Source organism: Kytococcus schroeteri (genome assembly GCF_042433515.1).
Taxonomy (GTDB): Bacteria; Actinomycetota; Actinomycetes; order Actinomycetales; family Dermatophilaceae; genus Kytococcus; species Kytococcus schroeteri.
Map to the genome: position 1 here is coordinate 197,884 of NZ_JBHLVH010000014.1, position 12,409 is coordinate 210,292.

Sequence of the window (12,409 nt, forward strand, 5' to 3'; positions counted from 1 at the left end):
CCGGGCTCAGGCCAGCTCGGGCAGCGGCGGCAGCTGCGGCTCGTGCAGCCAGGCGTGGAGGGTCTGTTCCACCAGGGCGCCCTGCGCACCGGACCCCTGCACGCAGTGGGACACGAACTGGGCCGTGCTGGCCGTGCCGCCGGAGTGCGCCTGCACCCAGGTGCGCAGCAGGTCGAAGAAGGTCTCGTCGCCCACCACGGCGCGCAGCGCGTGGAGGGTGAGCGCGCCCCGCTTGTAGACCCAGTCGTCGAACATGCGGCGCATGGTGGGGGCCGCGAGGGTCACCCCGGCCGGCAGGTCCTCGAGCTCGGCGTGGTGCCGGGCGGCCTGCTCCTGCACGGAGGGGCCGGGCTCCCAGGTGCGGCGATGGTCGGACCACAGCCACTCGGCGTAGCAGGCGAAGCCCTCGTGCAGCCAGATGTCGCGCAGCAGCTCACCGGTGACGGCGTTGCCGAACCACTGGTGGGCCAGCTCGTGGGCGACCAGGCGCTCGTTCTCCCAGACCGACTCGACGTAGTTGCGGCCGAAGGTGCTCAGGCCCTGGGCCTCCAGCGGGATCTCCAGGTCGTCGTCCACCACCACCGCGCGGTACTGCGCGAAGGGGTAGGGGCCGAACAGCCCGCTGAGGAAGTCGACCATGCGCCCCTGGTGCTCGAGCGAGGTGCCCTCCCCCACCCGGACCGTCGGCGGGTGGACGATGCTCACCGGGACCGACGCCTCGCAGGGCGTCTCCACGTAGCGGCCGACCTGCAGGGTGGCCAGGTAGGGCGACATCGGGCGGTCCATCTCGTACACCCAGCGGGTGCGGCGCCCCTGGCGCTCGCAGACGGTGCGGGTGCCGTTGGCCACCACCTGGTAGTGGGCGTCGGTGAGCACCTCGATGCGGTACGTGGCCTTGTCGGCGGCGTCGTTGTTGCACGGGAACCACGACGGCGCGCCCTGCGGCTGCGAGCCCACCATCGAGCCGTCGGTCAGCTCCTCCCACCCGGCCTCACCGTGGGTGCCGGGCACCGGGCGCGGCTTGCCGGACACCTTGAGCTCCAGCACGAGCCGCTCCCCGGCCCGCCGGTCCCCGACGGCGACCGACCAGCCACCGCTGGTGCGCCGGTACCTGGCCGGGGCACCGTCGACGGTGGCACCGCCCAGCTGGAGGCCGCGCAGGTCGACCTTCAGGTGGTGGGTCGGCTCGACGACCTCGACGTGCAGCCGCGCCCGCTCGTCGAGGCGGTTGGTCACCACGGCGTAGCTGAGCTGCAGGTCGTAGTGGTGGACGCGGTAGCGGGTGTCGCCGTGGCCGCGCAGGTACGGGTCGGGGTGGGTCATGGGCGCCTGTTCGCAGAGGGTTCGTCGGGTGGTCTTCGGGCTCGGGGGAAGGCGTCAGCCTAGTCCTCGACCCACGGGCCGATGGGGTTGCCGACCCACCGGGTGCGGTCGGGCGCGGACTCGCCGCGCATCACCAGGGAGCCCGGTCCCACGGTCGCGTCGCGGCCCAGGGTGGAGGCGGGGAGCACCACCGAGTTGGGGCCCACGGTGGACCCGGCCCGCAGGCGCACCGTGTCCATGGCCAGCACGCGGTCGTGGAAGAGGTGGGTCTGCACGACGCAGCCGCGGTTGACCGTGGCACCGGCGCCCAGCTCGATGAGGTCGTGCTCGGGCAGCCAGTAGGTCTCGCACCACACGCCACGGCCCACGCGGGCACCCATGACCCGGAAGTACAGGTTCAGCAGGGCGGTGCCCGGGACGGCGCGCAGCATCCACGGCACGGCCACGGACTCCACGAACGCGTCGGCGAGCTCACCGCGCCAGACCATGCCGGACCACAGCGGGTGCTCCGAGGGCTTCCAGCGCCCCACGAGCAGCCACTTGGCCACCACCGCCACCAGCACGGCGAGGACACCGCAGGCGAGCAGCACCAGACCGGAGGCGGCCGCGGCGGCGCCCCAGCCCCATCGGGCGGCGAGCCAGCAGAGGGCCGCGGCACCCAGCAGGTGCAGCACCAGGTGCGCCAGCAGCGCGAGCACGCGGCAGGACTCCACCATCGCCCGCAGCACGCGCAGGTGGCGCGGCGGGGCGTAGGTGCGTGCCGCGTCGACCTGGGAGGGGGCGCGGCGCAGCTTCTCCGGCGGCGAGCCCACCCAGGAGGCGCCGGCCTTGGCCTTCTTGCGGCGCGGCGCGGCCGAGAGCACCGCCACCAGGGACTTCTTGGGCACCTTGCGGCCCGGCGCGGTCATGCCGGAGTTGCCCACGAAGGCCCCGCGGCCGATCTTCACGCGCTCGACGCGCATCCAGCCACCGCCGAGCTCGTACCCGCCGATGAGCGTGTCGTCGGCGAGGAAGGCCCCGGCACCCACCCGGGTGAGGCTGGGGATCATGAGCACCGTGGAGGCCTCGGCGTCCTTGCCCATGCGGGCGCCCAGGAGGCGCAGCCAGAGCGTGGTGATGGCGCCGGCGTACATGGGGAACAGCCAGGTGCGGGCCTCGTCCATGAGGCGCAGCGTGGCCCAGGCCTGCAGGGCGCGGCGGCTCTGCGTGGGGTGGTGGCCGCCCTGCAGGCCGATGCCGGCCAGACGCACCAGCACGAGGATGAGCAGCGCGAGGGTGGCGTAGCCCGCCAGGCCCGCCAGCGGCAGCCAGAGCAAGGCGGTGCGGACGGCCTCTCCCAGCGAGTCGGCCCCGGCCAGCGGGCGCCAGAGCACCAGTCCGCCGACGAGCGTGGCCACGAGCGGCAGCAGCGAGATGAGCACGCCGGTCAGGGCGTAGAGACCGGTGTAGACCGGGCGGCGGCGCGGGGCGTCGGCCCACGGGCCACGGGCCTGGCCGGCGCGGATGGCCGGGGAGCCCGACCACCGCTCGCCGGCGGGCACGTCGCCGAACACGGTGGACCCGGGGGCCACCTCGGCGTCGGCGCCGACGCGGGCACCGCCCACGAGCGTGGAGCGGGCGCCGATGCGGGCTCGCTCCCCCACCTCGATGGGGCCCACGTGCAGGGTCGCGCCGTCCACCCAGTGACCCTGCAGGTCCACCTCGGGCTCCACCGCGCAGCCCTCACCCAGCGTGAGGTGGCCGGTGATCGGCGGCATGGCGTGCAGGTCCACGCCGCGCCCCACCCGGCAGCCGAGCAGGCGGGCGTACCAGCGCACGAGCCCGGCACCGGAGACCAGGCCCGCGCCCGCCTCGTCGGCGAAGCGCTCGGCGAGCCACAGGCGCAGGTGGACTCCCCCGCCCCGCGGGTGGGTACCGGGGCGCACCCCGGCCAGCAGCACCCGGGCCGCGAGGGCGGCCAGGGCCAGGCGGCCGGCGGGCAGCACGAGGAGCACCCAGCCCAGGCCGAGCGCCCACCAGGGCGCCATCGGCACGAGCGAGGCCGCCTCCCAGCCCAGGAGGTCCAGCACGCGGGCCCCCAGGGCCACCCAGAACACCCACCGCAGGCCGGTGAGCGTGCGCAGCCCCAGCAGGGCCAGCAGCTGCACGGCCTGCACGCCGCGGCCCACCGGGGGCACCTGCTCGTTGAGGCGGCCGGTGGGGCCGTCCAGTCCCTGCAGCCAGCTGGCGAAGGCACCGATGGTGTGGTGCTCGTAGACGTCGGCCACCGTCGCGTTGACGTACCGCTCACGGACGCGGGCCACGATCTGCGCCGCGGTGAGCGACCCGCCGCCCAGCTCGAAGAAGTCCTCGTCGGGGCTGGTCGGCCGGGCTCCCAGCACGGTGTTCCAGATGTCGGCCAGCCACTGCCCGGTCTCGTCCAGGGCGCTGTCGCCGGCGCCCTCCTCCTCGGGCAGTGGCCACGGCAGGGCGTCGCGGTCGATCTTGCCGCTGGTGCGGGTGGGAAGGTCCGGCACCACGGCCAGCCGCGGCACGAGGGCGGCGGGCATGTCGGCGCGCAGGCGGGCCAGGGAGGCCGCGCGGTCGAACGCCTCGTCCACCGTCAGGTAGCCCACGATGAGGGTGTTGCCCGACTCGGTCCTGCGGATCGCCGCGGCGGCGCCCGCCACACCCGGCAGCTGCAGCAGCGCGGAGTCGATCTCCCCCAGCTCGATGCGGCGCCCGCCCACCTTCACCTGGTCGTCCGCGCGGCCACGGAAGAGCAGCCCGGCGGGGTCGTTGACCACCACGTCACCCGACCGGTAGGCGCGCTCCCAGCCGAGCGTCGGCATCGGGGCGTACTTCTCGGCGCCCTTCTCCGGGTCCAGGTAGCGGGCCAGACCGACGCCGCCAATGATCAGCTCGCCCTCCTCGCCGGGGGCGACCGGCTGCCCCTCGGCGTCGACGACCGCCAGGTCCCACCCGTCCAGCGGCAGGCCGATGCGCACCGGTGGCTCAGCGGTCACCTGCGCGGCGCAGGCCACGACGGTGGCCTCGGTGGGCCCGTAGGTGTTCCACACCTCGCGGGTCTCGGTGGCGAAGCGCGCGCCGAGCTCCGGCGGGCAGGCCTCCCCGCCCACGATGAGCAGGCGCACCCGGTCCATCGCCTCGGCCGGCCACATGGAGACCAGCGTGGGCACGGTGGAGACCACGGTGATGTCGTTGGCCACGAGCCACGGGCCCAGGTCCACACCGGAGCGCACCAGGGAGCGCGGGGCGGGCACCAGGCAGGCCCCGTGCGCCCAGGCCAGCCACATCTCCTCGCAGCTGGCGTCGAAGGCCACCGACAGGCCGGCCATGACCCGGTCGCCGGGCCCGATGGGGGCCCCCTGCAGGAAGAGGCGCGACTCGGCATCGACGAAGGCGGCCGCGGAGCGGTGCGTGACGGCCACGCCCTTGGGCTTGCCCGTGGAGCCCGAGGTGAAGATCACCCAGCAGTCGTCCGCCAGGTCCGGCAGGGCGGGCTCGACCGGCTCGCGGTGTGCGTCCAGCCGGGAGGAGATCACGAGGTCGGCGCCCACCACGGCGGCGGCCTGCGACTCCTCGAAGACGGTGCGGGCGCGCTCGTCGGGGTCGTCGGCGTCCACCGGCACGTAGGCCGCACCGGCCAGCAGCACGCCCATGATCGCCACGTAGAGGTCCGCCGTGCCCGAGGGGACGCGGACGCCCACCTTGTCGCCGGCGCCGATGCCGAGCTCCGCGAGGCGCGCGGCGAGCTCGGCGGAGGCCTCGTGGAACTCGTCGTAGGTGAGCACGCTGCCGCCGGCGGCGACGGCGGGCGCGTCACCGGAGCTCTCGACGGTCTCGAGGAAGAGGTCCACCAGGGTGCGCGGCGCGGGGGCGAGGTGGCCGGCGCGCAGCGGGTCCTGCTCGGGGGGCGTCGGGGCGGTGGTCATGGCTGGATCCTCCCAGCGACGGAGTGGGGACGAACCCGGCGGACGGGGGCCCTGCCGGGGCGCCGGCGGGGACCCGTCGGCACGGCACGCCGGGGCGTGCGCGCAGCAAAGGAGCCCCACCCGGAGGTGGGGCTCCCACTGGTCGGGCTGACAGGATTTGAACCTGCGACCCCTTGACCCCCAGTCAAGTGCGCTACCAAACTGCGCCACAGCCCGATGCCCCGCGTGCGGAGCGGAGAGAACCATAACCCATCGGGCGGGCTCTCCCCCAACCGGCCCCCCTCGGCGTGGTGCCTGCGGGGCCCGGTGGTGGGTGCGCTCAGCGGCGGCGGCGCTCCCGGACGCGCACCGAGATCTCGATGGGGCTGCCCTCGAAGCCGAAGCGCTCCCGCAGCTTGCGCTCCAGGAAGCGCCGGTAGGAGTGCTCCAGGAAGCCCGAGGCGAACACCACGAACGTGGGCGGTCGGCTGCTGGCCTGGGTGGCGAACAGGATGCGCGGCTGCTTGCCCGAGCGCACCGGGTGCGGGTGGGCGGCCACCACCTCGCCGAGGAACGAGTTGAGGCGGCCGGTGGGGATGCGCGCGTCCCAGCTCTCCAGGGCGGTGTCCAGCGCCGGCACGAGGCGGTCCACGTGGCGCCCGGTGGCCGCGGACATGTTGACCCGCGGCGCCCACGGCACCTGCACCAGCTCGCGCTCGATCTCGCGCTCCAGGTAGTGGCGGCGCTCGTCGTCGGTGGTGTCCCACTTGTTGTAGGCGATCACCAGCGCACGGCCGGAGTCGATGACCTGCTGCACCACGCGGATGTCCTGCTCGGCGATCTCCACCCCGGCATCGATGAGGACGACGGCCACCTCGGCCTTCTCCAGTGCGCTCTGCGTGCGCAGGGAGGCGTAGAAGTCCACGCCGCGGGTCTGGTGCACGCGGCGCCGGATGCCGGCGGTGTCCACGAACATCCACGTGCGCCCGCCCAGCTGGATGTACTCGTCCACCGGGTCGCGGGTGGTACCGGCCACGTTGTCCACCACCACGCGGTCCTCCCCCGCCAGCCGGTTGAGCAGCGAGGACTTGCCCACGTTGGGGCGGCCCAGCAGCGCCACCCGACGCGGCCCGCCCACGACGCGCCCGGCATCGGAGGCCGGCTCGTCGGGGAGGTGCGCGAGGATCTCGTCGAGCAGGTCGCCCGAGCCCTTGCCGTGCAGCGCCGAGACCGGCCACGGCTGACCCAGGCCCATGTTCCACAGCGCGGCGGCCTCGCCCTCCAGGTGCACGTCGTCCACCTTGTTGGCCACGAGGAGCACCGGCTTGTCCGCGCGGCGCAGCAGCTTCACCACGTCCTCGTCGGCGTCGGTGGCACCCACGGTGGCGTCCACGACGAACACGATGACGTCGGCGAGCTCCACGGCCACCTCGGCCTGCTGGGCCACGTGGCGCTGGATGCCCTTGGCGTCCAGCTCCCAGCCACCGGTGTCCATGACCATGAACGGCGTGCCGTTCCACTCCGCCGGGTAGGTCACGCGGTCGCGGGTCACGCCCGGCTCGTCCTGCACCACGGCCTCGCGGCGGCCCAGGATGCGGTTGACCAGCGTGGACTTGCCCACGTTCGGGCGGCCCACGATGGCCACCACCGGCAACGAGGTCACCTGGTTGCCGTACTCGTCGAACCCGTCGCCGCCCTCGATGAGCGCGGCGTCCTCGGCGTCGAGCTCGAACTCCTCCAGCCCGGCCCTCAGCGCAGTGGCGTAGGCGGTCTCCACCTCGGTGTCCGGCGCCGTGGCCTCCTCGAGCACCGCCGGGTCGTCCGGCACCACGTACTCCACCTCGGGGCCGTCCTCGGGCAGGGTCTGGTCGTCGTGCTCGGTCATGCTGCTCCCTCGGGGGTCGAGCCGGTGCCGGCGCGGTCGAGCACCACCGTGACGACGGCCTCCACCGAACCGGGCAGGTCCAGGTCGGAGGTGTCGATGGTGGTGACGCCGTCGGCGGCGGTGGTGAAGTTCGAGACGGTGGAGTCGTCGCGGTCGCGGCGCACCACCTCGTCGCGGGTGGCCGCCGTGACGGCCTTGCCGCCGGTCTGCCGCTGGCGGCGGGCCAGGCGGGCCTCCTCGCTGGCGGTCAGCAGGATCCGCACCCGCGCGTCGGGCGCGATGACGGTGGTGATGTCGCGTCCCTCGGCCACGATGCCGCGGCCCGCGGCGTGTGTGCCGGCGATGATCTCCCGCTGCCGGCGGGCCAGCTCGCCGCGGACGTCGAGGTTGGTGGCCACCGCGGAGACCTGCGAGGAGATGCGGCTCTCGCGGATGGCGCGGCCCACGTTCTCCTGGCCCACCCAGACGCCGGGCTGCGCCGGGTCGGTGGACTGGTGCAGCGGCGCGGTGCGGGAAAGGTGGGCCACGGCGTCCACGTCGCGCAGGTCGACGCCCGCATCCAGTGCCGCCCAGGTGAGCGCGCGGAACATCGCCCCGGTGTCCAGGTAGGCCAGGTCGAAGGCCATGGCCACGGTGCGGGCCACGGTGGACTTGCCGGAGCCCGACGGGCCGTCGATGGCCACGGTTACCGGCACGTCCAGGTCGGCGATGCGGGGGTGGCGGCGGGTGGCGGAGTAGGGCAGGCGCATCACAGGTCCACCAGCTTCATCGTGCGGGCCAGCTCGTCGGGCGTCACCGCGCGCATCTTGCCCGGGCGCAGGTCGCCGAGGCGGACCTCGCCCACCTGCGTGCGCACGAGCTCCTCCACGGGGTGGCCGACGGCCTCCAGCAGGCGGCGCACCACGTGCTTCTTGCCCTCGTGGATCACCAGCTGCACCAGCGCCCACCCGGGCTGGGAGTCGATGACCGAGAACTGGTCGACCTTGACCAGCCCGTCGTCGAGCTCCACCCCCTCGCGCAGGGTGTTGCCCAGGCCCTTGGCCACCGGGCCGGGCACCTTGGCCACGTAGGTCTTGAGCACCTGGAAGCTGGGGTGCTGCATGCGGTGGGCGAAGTCGCCGTCGTTGGTGAGCAGCAGCAGGCCGGAGGTCTCCTGGTCGAGCCGGCCCACGTGGAAGAGGCGCTCCTTGCGGGTGAAGGTGTAGTCGCCCACCGAGAGGCGGCCCTCGTCGTCCTCCATGGTGGAGATGACGCCCACCGGCTTGTTGAACACCAGGTAGACCTTGGAGTCGTCGGTCTGCACCGGCAGGCCGTCGACGGCCACCTTCTGGCGCGAGGTGTCGATGCGCACGCCCAGCTCGGTCACCGGCACGCCGTCCACCTCCACGCGACCGTCGGCGATCATCTGCTCGCACGCGCGGCGGGAGCCCAGCCCGGCGGCGGCCAGAACCTTCTGCAGGCGCTCGCCGTCGGCGGTGTGCACGTCGTGGTCGGCCTGTGCGGCGGTGGGGCGGACGCGGCGCTTGCGCACCGGGCCGAAGCCGCCCGTGCCCCGCTTGCCCTGGCCGCTGGCGCGACGGGGTGCGTTCTCACGGCGTGTCATGACTGCTCACTCTCCTGCTGCTGGGTCGGCCCGTCCTCGGGCGCGGTGTCGTGCGGGTCGGGCTCGGGTACGGCCCCGGGGTCGGGCGCGACATCGCCCTCCGGGGCGGCGCCACCTTCCGGTGCGGCCTCGGTCTCCCGGGCGCCGGGCCGACGCGGGGCACCCAGACCCTCGGCGATGGCGTCGACGTCCCCGGCGTCGGGGAGGAAGGGCGCGAGGTCGGGGAGCTCGGCCAGGTCGGCCAGCCCCATCCGCTCGAGGAACTGGTGGGTGGTGCCGTAGAGCACCGCCCCACTGGGTTCGGCGCCCACCTCGGCGATGAGGCCGCGCGCCACGAGGGTCCGGACCACACCGTCCACGTTGACGCCGCGCACCGCGGCCACCCGGCCGCGACTGATCGGCTGACGGTACGCGATGACGGCGAGCGTCTCCAACGCCGCCTGCGTGAGCCGCGCCTGCCGGCCGCCCACGAGGAAGCGCTCCACGGCCTCGGAGTAGGCGGGGCGCGAGTACATCCGCCAGGCGCCGGCCACCTGCCGCAGGTCGAAGCCGCGGCCGGCCTCGGTGTACTCCTCGGCGAGGCGCTCCAGGGTGGCCCGGACCTCCTCGACCGGGGCGCCCAGGCCCTCGGCGAGGTCGGCGGCCGGCACGGGCTCGTCCACGACCATGAGCACGGCCTCGAGCGCGGCGGGCAGGTCGTCGGCCCAGGAGGGGGCCTCGTCGGGGGCGGTCACGGTCGGGTCACTCACGGGGTCCAGTGTGCCCGGTCGCACCCGGCGACCAGACGACCTCCATCGGGCCCAGGGGTGCCGACTGGGTCACGTCGACCGTCCCCGACCGGAGCATCTCCAGCACCCCGAGGAAACGGCCCACCACCTCCAGCCGGGTCGCGGCGTCCCCGATGAGCTCGGCGAAGGTCAGCCGCCCGGCCTCCCGCAGCCGCGCGGACATGAGGCTCACCTGCTCGGTGACGCTCACGGTGGGGGCGTGGAGGTGCTCGACTCCCACCACCGGCTCCGGGCGGGGGCTGAGCGCCCCGGCGGCCACCATCGCGAGCTGGTCGGGGGTGACGGTCATCACCAGGTCGGGCAGCACGGCGGCGAAGCGCTCCTCCAGCCCCGCCATGCGCGGCACCGCACCGCCCGCCTGGCCGGTGCGCTCCGCCATCCACGCCGCCACCTGCTTGTAGGCGCGGTACTGCAGCAGGCGGGCGAACAGCACGTCGCGGGCCTCGATGAACTCGAGGTCCTCCACCTCCGAGCGCGTCTCGGCCGGCAGCAGGCGGTTGGCCTTGAGCTCCAGCAGCGTGGAGGCCACCACGAGGAACTCCGAGAGCTCCCCCAGCAGCCAGGCCGAGGCGGCGCGGTCCCCACCGGCCTCGGCCTCCGAGGCGGCCCGCTGGGCCTCGCGCAGGTGGGCGATGAACTCGTCGGTCACCTGCGCCAGGGCGATCTCGGTGACGTCCAGCCGGTGCTTGGCGATGAGGCCGAGCAGCAGGTCGAAGGGCCCCTCGTAGGCCGACTGGTGCACGTGGAAGGGCACCGGCCGCCGGTGGGTCAGCACGCCGCCGGGGGTGGTCCCGGCGGCGGGTGGGGGCAGGTCGGTCACGGGGGCAGTGTGGCCGATCGCTCAGGCCACCGCGCCGCGGGCGATGAGCTCGCGGGCCAGGCGGCGGTAGGCGTAGGCGGCCGTGTGGTGCGGGGCGTAGCGGGTGATGGGCTCGGCGGCCAGGGTGGCGTCGGGGAACTTCACCGTGCGACGGATGGGGGTGGTGAAGACCAGCTCGCCGAAGTGGTCGGTGACGCTGGCCACGACCTCGCGGCTGTGCAGGGTGCGGCCGTCCACCATCGTGGGCAGGATGCCGTCGATCTGCAGCAGGGGGTTGAGGCGGTCGGTGATCTTCTCGATGGTCTCCACCAGCAGCGCCACGCCGCGCAGGGCGAAGTACTCGGTCTCCAGCGGGATGATCACGCCGTGGGCGGCGGTGAGCGCGTTCACGGTGAGCAGGCCCAGCGACGGCTGGCAGTCGATGAGGATGGCGTCGTACTCCTCGAGCACCGGACGCAGCGCGCGCTCGAGGGCCTGTTCGCGGGCCACCTCGTTGACCAGCTGCACCTCCGCGGCCGAGAGGTCGATGTCGGCGGGCAGGACGTCCAGGCCCGGGGTGCTCGTGGCCCGGATGACGTCGTGCACGTCGAGCTCGCGGGCCGGGCGCATGAGCAGGTCGTAGACGCTGTGCTCCGAGCCGGAGGAGCGCACGCCGAGGCCCACCGAGAGGGCGCCCTGGGGGTCGAAGTCAACGAGCAGCACCCGGCGCCCCATCTCGGCCAGGGCAGCACCCAGGTTGATGGTGGTGGTCGTCTTGCCCACCCCGCCCTTCTGGTTGCACAGGGCGATGACGCGGGCAGGGCCGTGGGAGGTCAGCTCCGGCGGCCGGGGGAAGTCGTCCAGGCGGGGGTTGTCCGCCAGGGCCACGGCGCGGGACACCCGCGGCGCAGCAACCGGCGCCTCGGTCGCCGCCGCGGCCTCGACTCCCTCGAGCGGCAGCTGCGTGGCCGCCGCGTGGTCCTGGGTGTCCGAGCGTTCGCTCACGGTGCCTTCCTCTCCTGATCGACGGGGCAACCCTACAGGCGCCCCCGAGGCACCGTCGCCCCCTCATCCTCAACTCGACCCGTGGGTGACCCTCGACCTCAGGGTCATGCGCTCTCCTCGCTTCGGCACGTCATCGAGCGCGTGGGTGGGTCGCCTGGAAGACCTCGCGGAGGTGACCGGGGGTCACCCGCGTGTAGATCTGGGTGGTGGTGACCGACGCGTGCCCCAGCAGCTCCTGCACCACGCGCACGTCCGCACCGCCGGCCACGAGGTGCGTGGCGTAGCTGTGGCGCAGGGTGTGCGGCCCCAGCCGCTCCCCCAGGCCCGCCCGCTCACCGGCCTCGGCCACCACGGCCCAGGCCGACTGCCGCCCCAGCCGGCGCCCCCGCTGGTTGAGCAGCAGCGCCGCACCGGCACCCCCGCTCGCCGCCAGCACGGAACGACCCGCCGCCAACCAGTCGCCCACGGCCTGGGCCGCCGCCCCACCCAACGGCACGTGGCGCTCCTTGCCGCCCTTGCCCAGCAGGCGCACCACGCGTCCCCGGAGGTCCACGTCGTCCACGTCGAGCCCGGTCACCTCGGACACTCGCGCGCCGGTGCCGTAGAGCAGCTCGAGCAGCGCCCGGTCCCGGCGGGCCAGGGCCAGCTCCCGCGGCGCGGCGCCCCCCTCCACCGGGGCGGTGGCCTCCAGCAGCCGGGTCACCTCCTGCACCGAGAGCGCCTTGGGCAGGCGCTGGCCCGTGCTCGGCGGGGTCACGTCGGCGGCCACGTCGGCGGGGACCCAGCCCTCCAGCAGGGCGAAGGCGTGGAAGCGGCGCACCGCCACGAGCATCCGCGTCACCGACGACCGAGCCCGTCCCGAGGCCGCCAGCGCCTGCAGGTGGTCGCGGACGTCCTGCGTGGTCACCGCCGCCCACTCCCGGCACCCGGCCTCCTGCAGGAAGCGCACCCAGACCACGAGGTCGCGCCGGTAGGCCGCGAGGGTGTTGGCGGCCAACCCCCGCTCCACCGACAGGTGGGCCAGCCACTCCTCCACCGCCGGCCACAGTGGCCCGTCCACGCCCGTCGACCCATTGCTCCTCATCCCCCCAG

At 74.4% G+C, this 12,409-nt stretch carries 8 protein-coding genes, 1 tRNA gene and 1 pseudogene; all 10 read right to left on the minus strand.

The genetic code is table 11. The annotated features are described in order from the left end of the window. Window positions 1-6: 6 nt before the first annotated feature. Window positions 7-1,323, minus strand: a complete 1,317-nt coding sequence (locus ACFFHC_RS08005; RefSeq protein WP_379804434.1) for a M1 family metallopeptidase — start codon at window positions 1,321-1,323, stop codon at window positions 7-9. 59 nt (window positions 1,324-1,382) lie between these two features. Beyond that, window positions 1,383-5,258, minus strand: a complete 3,876-nt coding sequence (locus ACFFHC_RS08010; RefSeq protein ID WP_379804437.1) for a Pls/PosA family non-ribosomal peptide synthetase — start codon at window positions 5,256-5,258, stop codon at window positions 1,383-1,385. A 139-nt stretch (window positions 5,259-5,397) separates the two neighbouring features. Continuing rightward, window positions 5,398-5,474: transfer RNA gene (locus tag ACFFHC_RS08015), tRNA-Pro, on the minus strand. A gap of 103 nt (window positions 5,475-5,577) precedes the next feature. Continuing rightward, on the minus strand, window positions 5,578-7,122 hold the full coding sequence (gene der / locus ACFFHC_RS08020) for a ribosome biogenesis GTPase Der (RefSeq protein WP_379804440.1): 1,545 nt from the start codon (window positions 7,120-7,122) through the stop codon (window positions 5,578-5,580). Next, window positions 7,119-7,871 carry a (d)CMP kinase gene (gene cmk, locus ACFFHC_RS08025; protein WP_379804443.1) on the minus strand — a complete coding sequence of 251 codons (753 nt, stop codon included), beginning with the start codon at window positions 7,869-7,871 and terminating at the stop codon, window positions 7,119-7,121. Before cmk ends, der begins: the two co-directional genes overlap by 4 nt. Further along, window positions 7,871-8,725: a pseudouridine synthase gene (locus tag ACFFHC_RS08030; RefSeq protein ID WP_070705441.1), complete on the minus strand. Its 855-nt coding sequence runs from the start codon at window positions 8,723-8,725 to the stop codon at window positions 7,871-7,873. Before ACFFHC_RS08030 ends, cmk begins: the two co-directional genes overlap by 1 nt. A 170-nt stretch (window positions 8,726-8,895) precedes the next feature. Next, window positions 8,896-9,474, minus strand: a pseudogene (scpB, locus tag ACFFHC_RS08035) (SMC-Scp complex subunit ScpB); the annotation flags it as partial. After that, complete coding sequence (locus tag ACFFHC_RS08040) at window positions 9,467-10,333, minus strand: segregation and condensation protein A (protein WP_379804449.1); 867 nt, start codon at window positions 10,331-10,333, stop codon at window positions 9,467-9,469. The gene ACFFHC_RS08040 and the pseudogene scpB, both read right to left, overlap by 8 nt. A gap of 21 nt (window positions 10,334-10,354) precedes the next feature. Beyond that, the gene (locus ACFFHC_RS08045; RefSeq protein ID WP_379804452.1) at window positions 10,355-11,317 is read right to left on the minus strand and encodes a ParA family protein; all 963 of its coding nucleotides are present in this window, start codon (window positions 11,315-11,317) and stop codon (window positions 10,355-10,357) included. A gap of 130 nt (window positions 11,318-11,447) precedes the next feature. Beyond that, window positions 11,448-12,401, minus strand: coding sequence for a site-specific tyrosine recombinase XerD (locus tag ACFFHC_RS08050; RefSeq protein ID WP_379804455.1), 954 nt, complete (start codon window positions 12,399-12,401; stop codon window positions 11,448-11,450). Between the last annotated feature and the right edge of the window lie 8 nt (window positions 12,402-12,409).

Bases quoted from the DNA above. Each gene is read 5' to 3' on its own strand.
- ACFFHC_RS08005 (WP_379804434.1), bottom strand. From the start codon at position 1,323: ATGACCCACCCCGACCCGTACCTGCGCGGCCACGGCGACACCCGCTAC.
- ACFFHC_RS08010 (WP_379804437.1), bottom strand. From the start codon at position 5,258: ATGACCACCGCCCCGACGCCCCCCGAGCAGGACCCGCTGCGCGCCGGC.
- der (WP_379804440.1), bottom strand. From the start codon at position 7,122: ATGACCGAGCACGACGACCAGACCCTGCCCGAGGACGGCCCCGAGGTG.
- cmk (WP_379804443.1), bottom strand. From the start codon at position 7,871: ATGCGCCTGCCCTACTCCGCCACCCGCCGCCACCCCCGCATCGCCGAC.
- ACFFHC_RS08030 (WP_070705441.1), bottom strand. From the start codon at position 8,725: ATGACACGCCGTGAGAACGCACCCCGTCGCGCCAGCGGCCAGGGCAAG.
- ACFFHC_RS08050 (WP_379804455.1), bottom strand. From the start codon at position 12,401: ATGAGGAGCAATGGGTCGACGGGCGTGGACGGGCCACTGTGGCCGGCG.